Origin of the sequence: Microcoleus sp. PH2017_12_PCY_D_A (genome assembly GCF_020738565.1) — a bacterium.
Taxonomy (GTDB): domain Bacteria; phylum Cyanobacteriota; class Cyanobacteriia; order Cyanobacteriales; family Microcoleaceae; genus Microcoleus.
In genome coordinates, this window is record NZ_JAEQCI010000010.1 from 1 (window position 1) to 18965 (window position 18965).

Sequence of the window (18965 nt, forward strand, 5' to 3'; positions counted from 1 at the left end):
TATATAATGCCTTTCGCAGTCGGACGTTTCCGGTACAAGATAAGCGTGTTTTGCCTTTAACCGAAGTCCCAGAAGTACGTTCATGCTTGTGTTAAACCAGCATAAGCTGCTAATTGACGAGCATTGTCGTAATCAGAAACATCACCAATTTCAGCTAATAATATAGAAGCTGTTAAATCGCCAATGCCAGGAATTGAGGTTAACAGCTCGCGCTGTTGTTTTAAATGTGGGTGTTGGTCAAAATGGTCACTAATCAGTTTTTTGATGAGTTGTTGTTGCTGCTGAAGATACTCCCAGTGTTCCAGGGTAAGTGCAGCAACTGTTGGCGTAGCTGTCTCCAAACGGTTGTGTTCACAAGTCATCATTTCTGTGACTGATTCGAGTCGCCGCAGGAGGGCTTGTAATTCTTTGACTTCGGGCGCGGTTGGTGTCCACAGAGACGGTTTCATCGCCGCACAAAAACGAGCAATCAATGCCGCATCTACGGAGTCAGTTTTAGTTCGTAGGAGTTCGCTTTTGGCAAACCCTTTAATACGAGCCGGATTGACGATACTAACCTGAAAGCCAGCCCCATAGATAAATTCGGCTAAAGCTTCACGCCAAAATGCTAGTAGCTTCCATGTGCTCCCATGGAGTTCGACTACACTTTGTTGTTTGAGCCAGTTATGCAAACTCTCAAACCCTTGAATATTGTTAGTAAACTTTTTGGGTTTAGTCGCACGACTTTCCTTCAGTAAGGAGACATGAAAATCTCTTTTACTGATGTCTATACCGTATACTGTTGATGTCATTTTTGGCTCCCGATGTACTTCGATTTATCAAAGAACGTGACAGGCAATTATTAACTAACCTTGTGAATGCAGGCTTTCCCGACAATGCCGAGAGCCGTATATACTGTCCAGCTTGGTGCGCCTGTCATCAGTAATGTCCGCTTATCTACACAACAGACTTGCGAAAGTCTAAGGGGCGGGCCAACTTCACCGATTTCTGATGTTCTTAAGGATCACTTTCGGCTGTTACAGAACCATATGTACGAAACTTTCCTTGTTTCTTTAGATTCACTTTGCTAGCTGTACGATCGTGAAAGTCGGTACGATCGACTGAAAGTCGGTACGATCGCCTGAAAGTCGGTACGATCGCCTGAAAGTCGGTACGATCGACTGAAAGTCGGTACGATCGACTGATTGATGTGGCGATCGCCTGATTGATGTGGCGATCGCCTGATTGATGTGGCGATCGACCGTCCTCACTCTTTTAAGATACAAGGGGCGGGTTCACAGATGAATTTAGTCCCCCACCGATAATCTCGATCAACCCGCCCCCGCCCAACCGATCGCCCCGATCGCCTTTCCTCACCCAACCGTAAAATTAAATAAAATTAAATTATCATTAAAATATGTCAACCCTCATCCTAACGCGCATTTTCATAGCAGCCGCAGCCGTATTCGGAGGTTTGTCAGTTGCGGGCGGGGCTTTTGCCTCCCACGCTTTGAAAAATCAATTGAGCGATCGAGCTTTAGCAATTTTTGAGACCGGCGCCCGCTATCAAATGTACCACGCTCTGGCTTTATTGCTCGTCGCTTTATTCTTAAGCCGCGCCCCAGAGGATCAAACCTTTTTTGCAGTGGCTGGATGGGCTTTTATTGCGGGTACAATCGTCTTTTCAGGTAGTTTGTACGCCCTGAGTTTGACTGACATCAAAGGGCTGGGTGCAATTACGCCGCTGGGCGGAGTTGCTTTTATTGTCGGTTGGGGCTGTTTGGCTGTTGCAGCTTGGAGTTTTAAATAGAGATTGGCAATTACCAATGCCAAATCCCTCCGCGAGAGCTCTGCTTTTCTACCCCATGCCCCATGCCCCATGCCCTATGCCCAATTCCCAATTCCCTAATTTTCAAACACATCGCTGGAAAACATCTCTGTCACGGTACGCAAGTAAGGTAAAAATACCATAACATCGGCCGCCGGCAGGCGATCGGATATTTCCCAAAACAAAATCAGCAGCATATCCTGCACTAACTCCCAACTTACATGAAGTTTTGGGTACAGCATCACGCAAATTGGAAACAATTCTTGCTGTACCGGGCGAATGCTTTGTTCCAAAACGCACCAGCACAAATAACTTTGAAAAATCTCGACATCCCGAATACCAGAAATTTTTACCTGCGGATCTGTCAAATAACCGCTACTGCTGCGGTATCCTTGATGCTGGGAACTAGCTCGTTGGTACACTGCATTAGCAATCTGAGTTGTCTGCTGCAACAAATGCTGAACAGCTAACAGAGGTTTTGAATTCGGCGCATGATCTGCTGCGGCTTCATTAATTTCTCCGTGGGGAATGTGCAGGTAGTCGTCTACAACTTTTAAGTAGGGTGCAAATTCCGATCGCTCTGACTCCGAAAGACATCCTAACAAGATTTTGCTAGTGTATTGAAACTCCAACGTCACAAATCCCAGCACTAACGGATCTGTGTCTGAGTATTTCCGCCTCACCTGGACAATATCTTTTCCCACCAGCACTGACAAGCGGAAAACAGGTTCTCTATCGCCGTAAGCGTCTATTGCTTTCCGATATAAGGTGCAAGTGTCGCGGGCAATTTCTTCTTGATTAATTAAGCTAGGATCGATCGCGTGTCGCTCTATTTGTTCCCCTAAAAGAGCCTCTACTTTACTCCAAGCTATCTCGCTGGCTACTTTCAGAGTATCTGTCAATTTGTCAACTACTTTAGCTCGATTTCCATCAAAATTGCTTGACTCTGGGCTTTCGGAGATTTGCTGATGCGCTTGGTTTTCTCGTGCCGCTACTGTACTGTAATATTTTTTTGCCCAGCTAACTGCTAAGGAAGAAACGCTAACTCCTTTAGCCTCTGGGATGTTGTGAGTGTCCGATTCAGTAATAGCCTGTGACGCAAAACTGTCGCCCTGTTGCAGTTCGTCGGCCATCGATAAAAACTTTGAAGATAGTTGTGAAATACCAGCCATGAGAAACCTCGTTGTTTTATAAAGCCGTACCCGATAGATTCCCCTAATTTTTAAAGTTATTAAATATAATCTTCTGCATTTATACCCTGAGAGTCATCCGCCATTGTGCTTAAAACTATGAGCCATTTGGCTGCACTGCCTCAATCTTATATAACTTGCACGTTAATAACGCTATTTATTGTGCGCTCGATCACAGTCACCCTGTGATAGTCACCGATTTTTTTTCTTTACCTGTAAAGATGGCAAAAATAAATTCAATTTCTCTTAAAAGCTCAGAATTAAAGTCTAGTCTGCCTTGAAAAAATTGCTCCTTGAGATATTTTATCTTTTTTTTGTCGTTTGTGTCGATCGCCCTACGTTCTCAAAGAATCTAGGCTACATCACGATCGGTGACTTTGATTAATTTATTTCCCTAGGTGAAACAATAAATTTATTGTCAGCCCTGCAGTTGTTAGGAAACCTTAACACATTCAACCATCGGCTTTTATAAATAAATAATTAAATTTGAGATGAGACTCAGATTTATTTGATTTTCGTTAATGCCATTGTCAGCGCGGTTTTTGGCGCTCAGTTTTTTTAGATTCCAGATCGCCCGATCGCGCTTCAAAACCGGAATTTCGATCGACTCGTCCGATCGTTCCGGCATGATACCAAATCTGGCTGCTGCGAGTCCTCTGCCGGAGGTGATAGCCTGTGGCAACAACGATAGGATTAGGTTTAAGGGCAAGCGCGCGCGATCGATCCTGAAAAACAGCACGGCCAGTACGTCTTTAAGGATATGGCTTCGGGTAGGATTAGTAGGACGAGAGGAAGTGGATAAAATGAGCGCCAGCAATTCAACAGAAGAAATCAAGTTCGGAACCGATGGGTGGCGGGGACTGATTGCCCATGACTTTACTTTTGCCAACGTGCGAAAAGTCACCCGGGCGATCGCCAGCTACCTCGAAACCGCTTACACGAAAGACCGCCCAGTGCTAGTATCCTACGATACCCGCTTTCTGGCAGACGAATTCGCCCGCACCTCGGCGGAAGTATTGGCAGATTTGGGATGGACGGTGATGGTGGTCGATCGAGATTGTCCGACACCAGTCATCGCCTACAGCGCCAAGCATCTCAACTCCGCAGGAGCTCTGATGTTTACGGCTTCACACAATCCCGCACCTTATTGCGGCATCAAATACATCCCCGACTACGCGGGCCCGGCTACCCCGGAAATTACTGATACGATTGTAGCAAATATTGCTGGTGCTTCTGATGCCCCAGCCATAGGCAGCCACAACGATAAAATCTCCACTTTTGACCCGAAACCCGAATATCTGAAGTTTCTTTATACTTTGATCGATGTGGAGCGGATTCGCTCTGCTAAGTTGAAGGTGAAGTACGACGCTCTTTATTCGACTTCTCGCGGCTATCTCGACGGCGTTTTGGAACACTGCGGCTGCGATGTGGAAAGTTTTCACACTTACCGCGACGTGCTGTTTGGGGGCGGAATGCCTGAACCCAAGGGCGAACAGTTAGTCGAGTTGGTGGAAGCTGTTACAAAGGATGCGGCTGATTTGGGTTTGGCTACGGATGGCGACAGCGATCGCTTTGGTATTGTTGATGAGTTGGGAAATGTCTTGACTCCGAATACCGTGTTGTTGCTGTTGGCGCGTCACTTGGTTAAGAATAAAGGCCTGACTGGGGCGATCGTCCGTACCGTCGCAACTACCCACTTGCTAGATAACATGGCCGCCAAATACGGTTTAACAATCTACGAAACCGCAGTCGGCTTTAAATACATCGGCGAAAAGATGCGGGAAACAGCCGTGCTCATCGGTGGAGAAGAGTCTGGCGGTTTGAGCGTTTTGGGTCACATCCCCGAAAAAGACGGGATTTTGGCTGATATGCTAGTTGCTGAGGCGATCGCCTATGAAGGCAAACCGCTTTCTCAGCTAGTAGAAGAAGCCATCAAAGAAGCCGACGGCCCCCTGTACAACAAACGCTTGGACTTGCACTTAGAAGACGCGCACAAAGCAGCCGTTTTGGACTCTTTCACCAAGAATCCCCCGACAGAAATAGCGGGTATTGGTGTTAAGGAATTGGGGCGCAAAGACGGGATTAAACTGTATCTTGAAGACGGCGGTTGGGTATTGCTGCGGCCTTCGGGAACCGAGCCTTTGATGCGCGTTTACATGGAAACCAACTCTGTGGAAAAGGAAACCAAAGTTGCCGAGTACATGGAAAAGGTAATTGCCAAGTTAGAACCTGCTTAATTTTCAATTTATCGTAATGCGGAGTTTTTCTCCTAAGCGTTGAGATTGTAGGGTGCGCAGTGCGCACCTTACGTATTTTTGATAAATTTAGCAAAGCTTCTGAACATTATATCTCTGGTATTAATTCGTTTTCAATTACTTAAATTATCTGCGTTTATCTGTGTTTATCAGTCTGATATCTGCGGTTTTTGTACCAATCAAAGACTTATGCAATCGCTCTATTAATCATCAATACTTGTCAGCCACCATTGACAAACAAATCAAAATTATCAGTATTCGATCGCACTTTAAAATCTTTCCATCAAATCTTTTTCTTGGGCATAAACATCCCGTAGCTGTTGCAGCCCAGAAGCAGAAATTGCCGATTTAAGTTTAGCTACCAACATTCCCCACTCCAGCAAACTGTCAACTGAAACAGCCTCTTTGAACTTGTGCGTGTAGAATTTAGTCCAAAATCCGGGTGCTTGCTTGCCTTTCCAGCGTTTGTACCATCTGCCAAAATCTTGAGGGGAAGGCGGATTTACTTCTAAGATTGGGGGGAAATCGGCGTAGCTGACAAACCGGCTGATGCCTTTGGCGTGCACATACACCATGTAGCGACAGCATTCGATGCGATAAATCTCGTCTACTGAGATATTGAACAGCAGTGCGACTGTTTCTTCAGTGACGAATCGCGCCAGCGGATGCAGGATGGGAGATTTGTGAATTATTTTGGATTCTGCGATCGTCCGCGATTTTGACTGATTTTCTGATATCATGGCTGGTAGACCTCTGGATATGGTAAATGCACCTGTCGATCGAGAGTAAATCTCTTGAGATTTAGGTAAATCCCTTGATGGTCGGTCTGTAGGACAGAAAAAATCTGTCTAAATTACGTTTTACAGACGATCGCCCTTTAGTTTTCGAGGCCGGGGGGCGATCGGCTTTTTAGATAAAATAATTATAAGGTGTTACAGCACCCATTGTCAAGCATGGGTTTAGTTAGAATTAAAGTCAGAGAACTAGCCGCCGAGAAAGGTTGGACATTCAAGGAAGTTTCAGAACGTTCTGGCGTGGTGTACAACACTGTCAAGCATTATGCTCGTTGTCCAGGGCTGACAACGGTGGACTTTACTTTGTTGCGGAAATTAGCTCGGACTTTTGACGTGATGATTGAAGACTTGGTTGAGGTTTTGGAAGAGTAGGGCGATCGACCTTTAGTTTTCTAGACGGGGGCGATCGCTTTTTCAGATATCTAATATTAAACGACAGCAGATTGTCATTTGTCAAGTAAGTATGAGTAAAGGCTTAGTGAGGTTGCGGATTCGGGAGTTTGCAGACCAGAATGGCTGGACACTTAAGGAAGTTTCAGATCGATCGGGCGTTGGTTACAGTACCATTAGGAACTACGCCCAATGTCAAGGCATGACAACCGTTAACTTTGCCTACCTGCACAGGTTGGCTCGGACTTTTGATGTGATGATTGAGGATTTGGTAGAGATTTTGGAGGAATAGGGCGATCGACCTTGAGTTATTCAAACCGAGAAGCGCTCGCCTTGTTATATGCAATCATAAAACGCAGTTGCATTATTTGTCAAGTATGGGTTTAGTCAGAATCAAAGTTAGAGAACTGGCGGCAGAGAAAGGCTGGACGTTCAAGGAAGTCTCAGAGCGTTCTGGTGTGGTTTACAGTACGATCACAACTTATGCTCGGCGATCGTCGATATCAATGGTTGATTTTACTGCCCTGTACAAGTTAGCGCGGGCGTTTGACGTGATGATTGAGGATTTGGTTGAGATTATTGAGGAATAGGTCGATCGCCGCTAAGTTGTCAAGACCGGGGGCGATCGCCTTTTTGTATTTTTTACACTATAGCATGATTAACTATGATTAGTCAAACATTATCATACTTAATCTGAATTAGGATGCTAACATCAAGAAAAGTTATTAATAGTTGATTATTCTTTGTGGCAAAAACTAATACGGCGATCGCGGTCAGTTCCGTGATTAAGGAAGTCATTCAAAAACAAGCCCAAGCGACCAGACTCACCCAGAAGGAAGTCGTGTATTTGGGAATGCTGGCAATTGATGCACTCGACAAGGAAAGCCGCCAAGAGTTGGCGGATAAGGTGCATCAGATGCAGGTGAATGGGGAGATTTGAGGGGTTGAGGGCGATCGGGCTTTTGGTGAAAAGAGGGGAATGCGATTCAGTCCGCTCCTACAGAATAGTTGTGTCGCTGTCAAGGATTGTAGTCCATTAAGCTCAAATATTTCAAGCCAATCCAATCACCGCGTGCGGTACAGCCAAACTTGTATCCGCATCCTACATCCCAGAAGCAAAACATATATTGTTTTTGGTCTTGCAGGTATTCATGGACTAACTGATTAGTAGGTTCCTCCTCAGAAAAGTCAAGATAATTTATATTGAAATAGTAAATGTCATCCTCCAAAAACTTTCCCACCTTCAGAGCTTTTTTAATTGCTGTAGCTTCCTCAGAAGCTGCTGTGCAAAAAATCTGATGATGGTGGCTGTATTCGTTGTAGTAACCAGTCACTTGAATAGGTTTAAATTTAGCAAGAATTTTACGAATTTTATCATGTAAATCTCGCGTTACAAAGTTTCGTGAGTCACAGCAAGTTAGTGACGCGAAGGCTGGATGATACGAATTAGAGTATCGATTCCAAACGGCATCGGGAACGGTAGGAGCAAGACAAATCCAGTCCGAATCTGGAGTTTGACCCACAATTATATAAATCTTAAATTCGCCCGACCCCCGACGATAGTTGAGGCTACGTTCAATGCTACTCAAACTGTAAACTTTAAGGTTCTGCAAACTCTTTTTTAAGAAGTAGGCTAAGGCATTGTAATACTGGAAATGCTGTGATTGTAAATATGGATTCCAGGATTTATCTTTACGTTTTCGTCGAGGTGGTGCGTATTCATAGCCAGGATATTCCTTGGGGTCAATGGGCAATCCACGTCGCTCTATGAGTTTCCATGCTGTAATGGCTCGATCTATATCTGCAAGCTGAACAAAGCCTTCGGAGACTAACAGATTCCAGGCATTCAGGCTTCCTCTACGCTCTGTATCCCACCAAAATGGGTTCAAACGTTTCGCATAGTTTTTGAACTTGTTGATTAGTTCCTCTGTCTCAGGGTGCATATGACTATGTGAACTACCTAAATCCTCATGTTAAAGATAGAGAATGCGATCGCACTTTTATTCCTGCTTGACAGACTCAGCCAACCGCTTCGCATTCTCCCGCCGATGAACATTAATCGGACTATTGCGAATATCAGCTTCTACCATTGCAATTAGTTCATCTAGTGTTTGAGTCCAAGCTTCCAGCATTCGATTGCTGTCTCGAAGCATGGCGACAGTTTGCTTAACTTTCTCTGGATCGGGAATTTGTCTTTGCTCGTTCATAGTATGTTCCAATCCCTTTTAGCTTCTTGAACACTTGCTGCTGACGCATCAAGCGCAGCTTGTCCTTGCTCAATGCTCCGATATAGTAAATCTAGCATAGCAGAGGAGGCGGGCTGAGCCTCAGCAATCCGCAGTAACAATGTGTAGAGACGAGAGTAAGGCTCTCTTAGCCGTTCAGCAGAATTTTGAAGTTGGTCTAAAACTGTAGCTGTTGCATCTGTCTCCCCAGATTGTTCAAAAATGGCAGATTCTGCTGCTTTGGCTGCATCAATTCCTTCCAACAGCCTCCGCTGTAAATTCAATGCACTTGTGATAGTTTTATCTGGCAACTTAGCCATACAAACTTGCTCCTCTCCTTTACATTAACCAACATATACCAAAAAATCCCCGGCCCGAAGGCAGGGGATTTCATTTAATTACCTAGAAACCAGAGTTCAGAATTACCCGAATTTCCCGGCCGTCGAGGCAATTACAAAGGCCGCGTAAGTGAGGACGTTGCCCACAGTAAAGTGAACTAAGCCAACCAAACGACCTTGGACGATAGACAAAGCAACAGGCTTGTCTTTCCAGCGAACCAAGTTAGCCAAAGGAGTGCGCTCGTGAGCCCAAACCAAAGTCTCGATCAGCTCTTGCCAGTAACCTCTCCAAGAGATCAGGAACATGAAACCAGTTGCCCAAACGAGGTGTCCGAATAAGAACATCCAGGCCCAGACTGACAAGTTGTTAGTACCGTAGGGGTTGTAACCGTTGATCAACTGAGAAGAATACAGCCAGAGGTAATCGCGGAACCAGCCCATCAGGTAGGTAGAAGACTCATTGAACTGAGCCACGTTACCTTGCCAGATGCCTAGGTGCTTCCAGTGCCAGTAGAACGTTACCCAAGCTAGGGTGTTCAACATCCAGAAAACAGACAGGTACATGGCATCCCAAGCAGAGATATCGCAGGTACCGCCGCGGCCGGGGCCGTCGCAAGGGAAAGCATAACCGAAGTCTTTTTTGTCCGGCATCAGCTTAGAACCGCGTGCATCCAGAGCGCCCTTGACCAAGATCAAGGTGGTGGTGTGCAAGCCGAGTGCGATCGCGTGGTGAACCAAGAAATCGCCAGGTCCGATCGCCAAGAACAGAGAATTTGTACTACTGTTGATTCCTTCCAACCAGCCTGGGAGCCATGCGTTGCCGTAGTTTGGCCAAGCAGTCGCCGCAATGCTGTCAGGGTTGGAAAGTAACACGTCCATGCCGTACAGAGCCTTCCCGTGAGCAGCTTGGATGAACTGTGCGAACACTGGTTCAATCAAGATTTGCTTTTCAGGAGTTCCGAAAGCGACTACAACGTCGTTGTGAACATACAAGCCGAGAGTGTGGAAGCCCAAGAACAGCGACACCCAGCTCAAGTGAGAGATAATCGCTTCTTTGTGCTGCAACACGCGATCGAGCACGTTGCCTTTATTAGCTTCAGGATCGTAGTCCCGCACCAAGAAGATAGCTCCGTGGGCGAAAGCACCGACCATGATGAAACCAGCAATGTACTGGTGGTGCGTGTACAACGCAGCCATTGTCGTATGATCCTGCGCTATGAAAGCGTAAGGAGGCATCGCGTACATATGCTGAGCGACCAAGGAGGTGATTACACCTAAAGCAGCGAGGTGAAATGCCAGTTGGAAGTGCAGCGAGTTGTTGTAGGTTTCGTAAAGGCCTTGGTGAGGCAGGTTGAACTGACCTTCACTCTTACCGCCTACCAAACCAGCTTTTGAATCCAACATCTCTTTGATGCTGTGACCGATACCGAAGTTAGTCCGGTACATATGACCGGCAACGATAAACAGAACTGCGATCGCCAAATGGTGATGAGCAATGTCTGTGAGCCACAGGGATTCTGTTTGAGGGTGGAAGCCGCCCAAGAAAGTCAGAATTGCAGTTCCAGCGCCTTCGGCAGTACCGAATACGTGGCTTGCTGCATCTGGGTTCTCGGCGTATACGCCCCAGTTACCAGTGAAGAACGGAGCCAAACCAGCCGGGTGAGGAGGGGTAGACAGGAAGTTTTCCCAACCTACGTGCTGTCCGCGAGATTCGGGGATAGCAACGTGAACCATGTGACCAGTCCAAGCCAAAGAGCTGACACCGAACAAACCAGCCAAGTGGTGGTTGAGGCGAGATTCAGCATTCTTGAACCAAGACAAGCTCGGGCGGTACTTCGGCTGGAGGTGCAACCAACCTGCGAACAGCATGACAGAAGCCAACAGTAGCAAGAAGATAGCTCCTTGATACAAGTCGCCATTTGTCCGAACCCCTTGGGTGTACCACCAGTGGTAAACACCAGAGTAGGAGATGTCCACTGGGTTAGAAGCGCCCGCTTGAGTGAAAGCTTCTACTGCTGGAGCACCGAATTGAGGGTCCCAAATCGCGTGAGCGATCGGGCGGACGTTTAGAGGGTCTTTAATCCACTGTTCAAAGTTACCTTGCCATGCTACGTGGAACAGGCTGCCCGAAGTCCACAAGAAAATGATTGCTAGGTGGCCGAAGTGAGAAGCAAAAATCTTTTGGTAAAGATTTTCTTCGGTCATGCCATCGTGGCTTTCAAAGTCGTGCGCTGTGGCAATCCCGTACCAGATCCGCCGTGTGGTCGGGTCTTGGGCAAGGTCTTGGCTAAATTTTGGAAATTTCGTTGCCATAAGCCTTGATTAATCCTGAATCCTGAACGTTGAAGAGGTTCGGTTCCGAGGTTTGGATTCTGGGTTTGAGATTGCTCCCAAATCCTGAATCCAAAACCTAAAGGTAGTTTACCCTACCGAGATGATTCGCGCTAGGAAAAATGCCCACGTAGTGACAATTCCTCCCAGGAGGTAGTGAGCTACACCCACTGCCCGACCTTGAGTAATGCTCAGAGCGCGAGGCTGAATCGAAGGAGCTACCTTGAGCTTGTTGTGAGCCCAAACAATGGACTCAATCAGTTCTTGCCAGTAGCCGCGGCCGCTGAACAGGAACATCAAGCTAAAGGCGAACACGAAGTGTCCTGCTAGGAACATCAGACCGTAGGCCGACAGTGCCGAACCGTAGGACTGAATTACTTGAGAAGCTTGCGCCCACAAGAAGTCCCGCAGCCAGCCGTTAATCGTGATCGCACTTTGTGCGAAGTTGCCGCCGGTGATGTGAGAAATTGTGCCGTCTGGCGATACTGTTCCCCACACGTCCGACTGCATTTTCCAGCTAAAGTGGAAAATCACGATCGAGATGCAGTTGTACATCCAGAACAAGCCGAGGAACACGTGATCCCAACCGGAGACTTGGCAGGTACCGCCACGGCCTGGGCCGTCGCAAGGGAACCGGAAGCCTAAGCTGCCTTTGTCAGGAACCAAGCGAGAACTGCGTGCGAACAACACGCCTTTCAAAAGAATCAGAACTGTAACGTGAATGGTGAAAGCGTGGATGTGGTGGATCATGAAATCCGCCGTACCCAACTCGATCGGCATCATCGCTACTTTGCCGCCGACTGCTACTGCACCGCCACCAAAAGCGTGGCTGACGATTTCCATAGCATTAGGCGCTGTTGTGCCCGGAGCCAAGGCGTGGATGTTTTGCACCCATTGGGCAAATATCGGACGCAATTGGATCCCGGTATCTGAGAACAAATCTTGAGGACGACCGAAAGCTCGCATTGTATCGTTGTGAACGTACAAACCGAAGCTGTGGAAGCCTAAGAATATGCAAACCCAGTTAAGGTGAGAGATGATTGCATCTCTATGGCGGAGTACGCGGTCGAGCAAGTTATTAACGTGCTGAGCCGGATTGTAATCCCGCACCATGAAAATTGCTGCGTGAGCTGCTGCTCCAACAATCAGGAATCCGCCAATCCACATGTGGTGGGTGAACAGGGATAGCTGAGTTGGGTAGTCAGTCGCGATGTACGGATACGGAGGCATCGCGTACATATGGTGAGCCACGAGGATGCTGATAGAGCCCATCCAGGCCAAGTTCCACGACAGTTGGGCGTGCCAAGACTGCGTGAAGATTTCGTACATCCCCTTGTGGCCTTCGCCAGTGAAGGGGCCTTTGTGAGCTTCCAAAACTTCTTTGAAGCTGTGGCCAATGCCCCAGTTAGTACGGTAGAAGTGTCCGGCGATGATGAACAACACTGCCAACGCTAAGTGATGGTGTGCTGTATCGCTCAGCCACAAACCGCCTGTGGTGGGGTTCAGACCACCTTTGAAAGTCAGGAAGTCGCTGTAGGCGCCCCAGTTGAGGGTGAAGAAGGGCGTTAAACCTTGAGCAAAGCTGGGGTAGATGTCAGCCATCAAGGCTGAGTTGAAAAGCCACTCGTGTGGCAGTGGGATATCGGCAACTGTTTTAATCAGTTTGCCACCTACTGTCAACGGTGAGCCTGCATCGATCGCGTCCATGCAAGCGTTGATCGGCAGAGCAACGTGAATTTGTTGTCCTGCAAAGCCCAAGCATCCGCAGCCTAGCAAACCTGCCAAGTGGTGGTTCATCATCGATTCTACGTTCTGAAACCATTCCAGTTTCGGAGCGCGGACGTGATAGTGGAACCAACCGGCAAATAGCATCAGGGCTGCCATTACCAAGGCGCCGATCGCAGTGCAATATAGCTGGTATGAGTTAGTGATGCCGTTGGCGCGCCACAGTTGGAACAAACCAGAGGTGATCTGAATCCCGTGAAAGCCGCCGCCTACATCTGCATTTAAAATTTCTTGACCAAAAATCGGCCAAACCACTTGAGCGCTGGGCTTGATGGCTGTAGGATCTGTCAGCCAAGCTTCGTAGTTGGAGAATTTAGCGCCGTGGAAATATGCGCCGCTCAACCATACGAAAATTACTGCCAAGTGGCCGAAGTGAGCGCTAAAGATTTTGCGCGAAACGTCTTCTAAATCACTTGTATGACTGTCGAAGTCGTGAGCGTTAGCGTGGAGGTTCCAAATCCAAGTGGTGGTTTTTGGCCCCTTAGCTAGAGTGCGATCGAAATGACCTGGTTTTGACCACTTCTCGAAGGAAGTTGGAACCGGATCTTTATCGACTACTACTCTAACTTTTACCTCTCGCTCTGGAGGACTAATGGTCATGAAGACTCTCCTCTCGATAAGACAAGGAACGAGAACTGAATACTGTATCTGACACTCCCCACGCTTAATTAGGCGGGGGATTCTCGGTTCCCCGAAACAGCTTGCACTTCGCTCTTTCCAGAGTTACACGCAGGTCGATCGTCTCCCCAAGCATTTTGCTTCTTTGTAAAGAAGCCAGTTCCCCAGTGTCGCTAACAATGTCCCTGGGTACTGCCAACTCTTCTCGCCAGAGCTGCCGATCGCCTCCTTGATTCAGGTTTGATGCGGCTGCTCCTTTTGAGGGAGTTTTATGAATTATAAGCCTGCTAGAGAAGTATTAATCGCTTGTTAACAATACTTAAAAAAGCCTCAATTCTTGATGCAATTACCCCCTTTAATTTCCACAGCCCCTCAAAAAAGTCAAGGGGTATTGCCATTAAGTTTACAAAACTCAAAGATAAAGCAATTGAGGAATACTCATTTATAGAGAGATGTTTAAGAAAATGGCTGGGGCAGTTATTAGTGGGATCGGATTGGTTGCCGGCACAGCCTGAATCCGCGACACAGGGGGCCCCCAATTGCCGATCGGCAATTCGGCAATACTAAATTCAGTTTTGGGCTATAGTTCCCTATGAGAAGGCTTCTAGGAGTATAGTTGCGTGATTGGCATCAATTGGCAGAGAACGGTTGCAGGCTGGCTGCTGGCATTGTTTGCAGCAGCAGTATTGATTTTGGGTGTAGCAAGTTGTGGCGCGGGCCATCCCTCCATGCCCAAATCAGGAAACAAGAGCGGCTCAGCTACCGCCGAGGTAAACAGAATCTCAGAGGTTTCTCCCCCAGAAGCCATTCAACAACTGCGTCAGGCTCTAGAAATTTACCAGCCTCAAATAAGTATTTTGAATCCAAAACCTGACGAAGTGCTTCAGGATATAAATGTGTCCGTTAAGTTCCAAGTCAAGGACTTCCCCATTTTCAAAGAAGCAAACTTGGGTTTGGGCCCCCACCTGCAAGTTTTATTAGACAACCAACCTTATGCAGCAGTTTACGACATCAACCAGACTTTAACGCTCTCCGACTTAGAACCCGGAACCCATACCCTGCGTGTATTTGCCGCTCGTCCTTGGGAAGAAAGCTTTAAAAACGAAGGTGCTTTCGCCCAAACCACCTTTCACGTTTTTACCAAAACAGAGAACAACAAGCCCGATCGCACATTGCCCCTACTAACATACAACAGCCCGCAAGGCAGCTACGGGGCAGAACCAATCCTGCTCGATTTTTACTTGACAAATGCGCCTTTGCACCAAGTGGCTCAAGCAAATTCCCAAGATGAAATACTCGATTGGAAAATTCGAGCTACAGTCAACGGGGAAAGTTTCGCGATCGACCAGTGGCAACCTATATATCTTAAAGGATTCAAACCGGGGAAAAACTGGGTGCAGCTAGAATTAATCGACGAAGGGGGAAATACCGTCAAAAACGCCTTTAATAATACAGTTAGACTGATTGATTACGAACCCCAGGCCCAAGACACTCTTTCAAAATTAGTGCGAGGTGAGCTAACAGTAGCAGATACTCGCGGTATAGTCGATCGCACCTACCAAGTACCCAAGCCCGAACCAACACCAACCCCAACCCCAACCCCAACACCCGAACCGACACCGACACCGACACCTACACCCGCATTAGAAAAAACACCAGTAGCCGAACCCTCACCAGCGGCTCCAGAAACCCCAGCTACCGAACCAAGCTTAGAGCCAAAAGTTGCTCCCGTTCAAACAATAGAACCGACACCGACAGCAACCCCCCAACTCGAAGCACCGAAACTTGTAGAACCAGTTAAAGTCATAGAACCGACACCGACAGCAACTCCAGAATTAGAAACCCCCAAAGTTGTGGAACCAGTTCAAGTCATAGAACCAAAACCGACAGCAACTCCAGAGTTAGAAACCCCCAAACTTGTTGTACCAGTTAAAATAATAGAACCGAAACCAACACCATCTCCCCAAACACAGAAACAGGAATATAAAGGATACTACAATCGGTTCCGCAACTTTTTGCGTCAAGAACCCGAACCTGCTACTCCTTCAGAACCCCCTACCCTGCCAGAAATAACAGACAAAGCACCAGTACCAAAAGTAGTCGCTCCTGCCATACCAGAAGCATCTCCCAATCTGGTAGCACCCGCGCCCTCAGTTGCCGCTCCCAAAAGCGCCGAATTAGCCGTTCCCGAAACAACAGTTTCAGAACCCGAAAACCCACCAAAATCAGAACAAAAAGTCGAATTTGAAACCTAGAAAACATTTCTGAATTCATCTGCGTACATCAGCGTAAATCCGCCGACATCTGCGGTCAAAAAACTCAGGAAAATAGAAAATGACCTATCTCGAAACAGCAGCCAAATTCTACAGCGACGTTGCCGAAACCCCCCAAATCGGACTTTGCTGCGTCCAAAGCAGCCCCTTGCAACTGCCAGGATTAAAAATTCCCGAACAAATGCAAGAAATGAACTACGGCTGCGGCACCACCGTTCACGCCGCCGAACTTGTCGGCAATCCAGTCGTGCTTTATGTCGGCGTCGGCGGCGGATTGGAAGCACTGCAATTTGCTTATTTTTCTAGGCACAATGGCTCGGTTATTGCCGTCGATCCGGTTCCAGCAATGCGAGAAGCGGCTGCGCGCAACTTGCAAATTGCAGCCCACGAAAATGAATGGTTTGATGCCAGTTTTGTGGAAATTATAGAAGGCGATGCTTTTGCGTTGCCGGTGCCGGATGCTTCTGTCGATGTTGTCGCACAAAATTGCTTGTTTAATATCTTTGAACCTGCGGATTTAGCTAAGGCATTAAAAGAGACTTATAGGGTTTTGAAGCCAGGGGGCAGGTTGTTGATGAGCGATCCGATCGCAACTCGCCCCATTCCCCAACATTTGAAGGAAGACGAACGCTTGCGGGCCTTGTGTTTGTCGGGGGCTCTAACCTACGCAGAATACGTTCAACACCTTGTAGATGTGGGTTTTGGGCAAGTAGAAGTCCGGGCGCGCCGTCCTTACCGGCTGCTGGACAAACACAATTACAAATTGGATGCGGATTTGCTGTTAGAAAGCCTCGATACAGTGTCTTTTAAAGTGGACATACCCAGCGATGGCGCTTGCATTTTCACTGGCAAGACGGCAATTTATGCCGGGTCTGAAGAGCTGTTTGATGACGGGGCGGGTCACGTTTTGCAGCGGGGAGTTCCGGCGGCGGTGTGCGATAAAACGGCTGGGAAGTTGGGGGGATTGATGCCGGATAAGGTGTTGATTACTGATTCGACTTGGCACTATAACGGCGGCGGTTGCTGTTAGGTGAAAAAACGGCGGTTGAAACTGCCGTTTTCACAAACAAATCTGGGCGGAATATTTGCAAATCGTTAGTATACAAAAGTTTTCAATCACATTAGGTACAATCAGTAAAAATAATCTACTAACTCGTAGTCTTGTAGTTTGTAGTCAAATACGCTAAACTACCTTGTTGGGTCAGATATCCTAACAAGAGGGAGTGAATGAGTAGAAGCATCTCTACAGTAGATTTATTTTGTGGTGCTGGAGGACTAACGCATGGGTTTGAACAAGCAGGTCTTCCAGTCAAAGCTGGATATGATATCGATCCTGCGTGTGAATTTCCATACGAACACAACAACAAAGCAAAATTTATATTACAAGATGTCGCAAATATCAGCAGTTCTGATTTGGCAGAACATTTTTCTAAAGGTAGTATAAATATTTTAGCAGGATGCGCTCCCTGTCAACCATTTTCAAGTTATTCAAGACGCTACAACGATGAACAATTGAAGTGGACACTATGCCGCGATTTTGCTCGTCTCATTGAAGAATGCCAACCGGATATTATTTCAATGGAAAATGTACTTCAGTTAAAACATCATGCGGTTTTTGAAGAATTTATCACCGAGTTAAAAAAGTTAAACTATTACTTTGAATCCTATGAAGTTAACTGTCTAGATTATGGAATTCCTCAATCTCGAAAGCGATTAGTCTTACTTGCTTCAAAATTTGGCAAAATTAATTTAATTCCAGCGACACATCAGCCAGAAGTATACAAAACAGTACGACAAACTATTGAACACCTTGAACCTCTTTCAGCAGGTCAATCTTCTAAAATAGATCAACTACATAGATGTAGTAAACTTTCGGATCTAAATGTGCGCCGTATTCGTGTTTCCAAACCTGGAGGAACTTGGCGAGATTGGCCTCAAGACTTAATTGCAAAATGCCACCTAAAAAAGAGTGGTAAAACCTATCCTGGAGTATATGGTCGAATGGAGTGGGATAAACCTAGCCCAACTATTACTACACAGTGTTTTGGTTTTGGTAATGGTCGATTTGGTCATCCCGAACAAGATAGGGCTATTTCTCTCAGAGAAGCAGCTTTATTACAAACTTTTCCACCAGCATATCAGTTTGTAGCTCACGATCAACCAGTGGGGGTAGATCTAGTAGGGCGATTAATTGGGAATGCTGTGCCTGTTAAGCTAGGGATAGCAATAGCTCGAAGTATTTTAGAACATATCCACCAGGTAAATTAAGGAGATTGTATAGATTTATCTAAATATTCTTGCTTTTCTAAATAGTCTTGAATATTTTGCAATATTTGCTGGAGGTATTCTATTACCTCTTCCTTGACCTTGAGCAAATCCTCAATACTGACCTTTTGTCCAACTTCTGCAAATGATTTATTGCCGTGTGCTAAATCGTTCCGATGATCCATGATATCCTCTAAGTGTTCACCGTGTTTAGTTTTGGAGTAGTCAGTATCAAAAGAAAATCCATAATTTCTAGCTGTTTCTGTAATCACCTTCCGAGTAACATTACCTGAAAATAATTCTCTACTATTGAAGCCAGCAGTAATAATATCAAGAGAAATATCTTTTATCTTAGAATGAACCTTATCGGGTGAGCGGTTCTTGAAGTTATAAATAACTATTTTTTTGATCTCCGTTCTCAAAGAGTTAAAAGAAATTTTTTTACTACTTATTTCAGCAAATATCGCTTCTATGGCATTACGCATAGTTGATTCAACAAGATTGTAGAGGAGTAAAAAAGCATTCGCTTTGAGTATTTTTGCCAGTCTGGAATCGATAGCTGTAATTTTTTGTTCACCATTATCTGCTGACATGGGTGATTTTGTTGTTTCTTGGATAAGCATCTCCATAAATTCAAAATATTGATTAACTTCTTGGACACGGGTGTGAAAATCTAAAAGAACTGTTTGCATAG

The 18965-nt window shown here is 46.4% G+C and carries 20 protein-coding genes and 1 pseudogene; 9 read left to right on the top strand and 12 right to left on the bottom strand.

Going from position 1 to position 18965, the window contains the following annotated elements:
- The 3 genes and pseudogenes from JGK39_RS33510 to JGK39_RS00730 form a co-directional block, all read right to left on the bottom strand.
- Window positions 1-49, bottom strand: a pseudogene (locus JGK39_RS33510) (hypothetical protein); the annotation flags it as partial.
- A gap of 31 nt (window positions 50-80) precedes the next feature.
- Window positions 81-791: a transposase gene (locus JGK39_RS00725; protein WP_293262951.1), complete on the bottom strand. Its 711-nt coding sequence runs from the start codon at window positions 789-791 to the stop codon at window positions 81-83.
- 267 nt (window positions 792-1058) lie between these two features.
- Window positions 1059-1265 (bottom strand): hypothetical protein, encoded by a 207-nt coding sequence (locus JGK39_RS00730; protein WP_293321939.1) that lies wholly within the window; start codon window positions 1263-1265, stop codon window positions 1059-1061.
- A gap of 131 nt (window positions 1266-1396) precedes the next feature.
- Here JGK39_RS00730 and JGK39_RS00735 point away from each other — a divergent pair, with 131 nt between their 5' ends.
- Window positions 1397-1789 carry a DUF423 domain-containing protein gene (locus tag JGK39_RS00735; protein WP_293261639.1) on the top strand — a complete coding sequence of 131 codons (393 nt, stop codon included), beginning with the start codon at window positions 1397-1399 and terminating at the stop codon, window positions 1787-1789.
- Window positions 1790-1884: 95 nt separating this feature from the next.
- Here the strand turns inward: JGK39_RS00735 and JGK39_RS00740 are convergent, their stop codons facing one another.
- A complete protein-coding gene (locus tag JGK39_RS00740; RefSeq protein ID WP_293261636.1) occupies window positions 1885-2979 on the bottom strand; it encodes a hypothetical protein in 1095 nt (364 codons plus the stop codon).
- Between the two features lie 484 nt (window positions 2980-3463).
- On the bottom strand, window positions 3464-3736 hold the full coding sequence (locus tag JGK39_RS00745; protein WP_293261633.1) for a hypothetical protein: 273 nt from the start codon (window positions 3734-3736) through the stop codon (window positions 3464-3466).
- 64 nt (window positions 3737-3800) lie between these two features.
- Here JGK39_RS00745 and JGK39_RS00750 point away from each other — a divergent pair, with 64 nt between their 5' ends.
- On the top strand, window positions 3801-5234 hold the full coding sequence (locus JGK39_RS00750) for a phosphoglucomutase/phosphomannomutase family protein (RefSeq protein WP_293261630.1): 1434 nt from the start codon (window positions 3801-3803) through the stop codon (window positions 5232-5234).
- A gap of 287 nt (window positions 5235-5521) precedes the next feature.
- Here JGK39_RS00750 and JGK39_RS00755 read toward each other — a convergent pair whose 3' ends face one another.
- Window positions 5522-5992, bottom strand: coding sequence for a hypothetical protein (locus JGK39_RS00755; RefSeq protein ID WP_293261627.1), 471 nt, complete (start codon window positions 5990-5992; stop codon window positions 5522-5524).
- Window positions 5993-6205: 213 nt separating this feature from the next.
- On the opposite strand from JGK39_RS00755, the gene JGK39_RS00760 reads away from it, so the two are divergent.
- From JGK39_RS00760 to JGK39_RS00775, 4 genes are all read left to right on the top strand, one after another.
- Window positions 6206-6418 (top strand): helix-turn-helix transcriptional regulator, encoded by a 213-nt coding sequence (locus JGK39_RS00760; protein WP_106332166.1) that lies wholly within the window; start codon window positions 6206-6208, stop codon window positions 6416-6418.
- 91 nt (window positions 6419-6509) lie between these two features.
- Window positions 6510-6728: a helix-turn-helix transcriptional regulator gene (locus JGK39_RS00765; protein WP_293190082.1), complete on the top strand. Its 219-nt coding sequence runs from the start codon at window positions 6510-6512 to the stop codon at window positions 6726-6728.
- A gap of 85 nt (window positions 6729-6813) precedes the next feature.
- Window positions 6814-7026: a helix-turn-helix transcriptional regulator gene (locus JGK39_RS00770; protein ID WP_293261620.1), complete on the top strand. Its 213-nt coding sequence runs from the start codon at window positions 6814-6816 to the stop codon at window positions 7024-7026.
- 155 nt (window positions 7027-7181) lie between these two features.
- A complete protein-coding gene (locus JGK39_RS00775) occupies window positions 7182-7376 on the top strand; it encodes a hypothetical protein (RefSeq protein WP_236506337.1) in 195 nt (64 codons plus the stop codon).
- Between the two features lie 79 nt (window positions 7377-7455).
- Here the strand turns inward: JGK39_RS00775 and JGK39_RS00780 are convergent, their stop codons facing one another.
- The 5 genes from JGK39_RS00780 to psaA form a co-directional block, all read right to left on the bottom strand.
- Window positions 7456-8379, bottom strand: a complete 924-nt coding sequence (locus JGK39_RS00780; protein WP_293295461.1) for a nuclease A inhibitor family protein — start codon at window positions 8377-8379, stop codon at window positions 7456-7458.
- A gap of 57 nt (window positions 8380-8436) precedes the next feature.
- Complete coding sequence (locus JGK39_RS00785; protein WP_293295459.1) at window positions 8437-8643, bottom strand: hypothetical protein; 207 nt, start codon at window positions 8641-8643, stop codon at window positions 8437-8439.
- Window positions 8640-8981, bottom strand: coding sequence for a hypothetical protein (locus JGK39_RS00790; protein WP_293295457.1), 342 nt, complete (start codon window positions 8979-8981; stop codon window positions 8640-8642). Before JGK39_RS00790 ends, JGK39_RS00785 begins: the two co-directional genes overlap by 4 nt.
- 102 nt (window positions 8982-9083) lie before the next feature.
- The gene (gene psaB / locus JGK39_RS00795; protein ID WP_293295455.1) at window positions 9084-11312 is read right to left on the bottom strand and encodes a photosystem I core protein PsaB; all 2229 of its coding nucleotides are present in this window, start codon (window positions 11310-11312) and stop codon (window positions 9084-9086) included.
- A gap of 108 nt (window positions 11313-11420) precedes the next feature.
- Window positions 11421-13715, bottom strand: a complete 2295-nt coding sequence (psaA, locus tag JGK39_RS00800; protein ID WP_293295453.1) for a photosystem I core protein PsaA — start codon at window positions 13713-13715, stop codon at window positions 11421-11423.
- A 638-nt stretch (window positions 13716-14353) separates the two neighbouring features.
- On the opposite strand from psaA, the gene JGK39_RS00805 reads away from it, so the two are divergent.
- The 3 genes from JGK39_RS00805 (at window position 14354) to JGK39_RS00815 (ending at window position 18274) form a co-directional block, all read left to right on the top strand.
- A complete protein-coding gene (locus tag JGK39_RS00805; protein WP_293256649.1) occupies window positions 14354-15988 on the top strand; it encodes a hypothetical protein in 1635 nt (544 codons plus the stop codon).
- A gap of 79 nt (window positions 15989-16067) precedes the next feature.
- Complete coding sequence (gene arsM / locus JGK39_RS00810; RefSeq protein ID WP_293256646.1) at window positions 16068-17036, top strand: arsenosugar biosynthesis arsenite methyltransferase ArsM; 969 nt, start codon at window positions 16068-16070, stop codon at window positions 17034-17036.
- Window positions 17037-17233: 197 nt separating this feature from the next.
- A complete protein-coding gene (locus tag JGK39_RS00815; RefSeq protein ID WP_293256643.1) occupies window positions 17234-18274 on the top strand; it encodes a DNA cytosine methyltransferase in 1041 nt (346 codons plus the stop codon).
- On the opposite strand, the gene JGK39_RS00820 is transcribed toward JGK39_RS00815, so the two are convergent.
- Window positions 18271-18963 carry an MAE_28990/MAE_18760 family HEPN-like nuclease gene (locus JGK39_RS00820; protein WP_293256639.1) on the bottom strand — a complete coding sequence of 231 codons (693 nt, stop codon included), beginning with the start codon at window positions 18961-18963 and terminating at the stop codon, window positions 18271-18273. The genes JGK39_RS00815 and JGK39_RS00820 overlap by 4 nt on opposite strands.
- Window positions 18964-18965 lie beyond the last annotated feature (2 nt).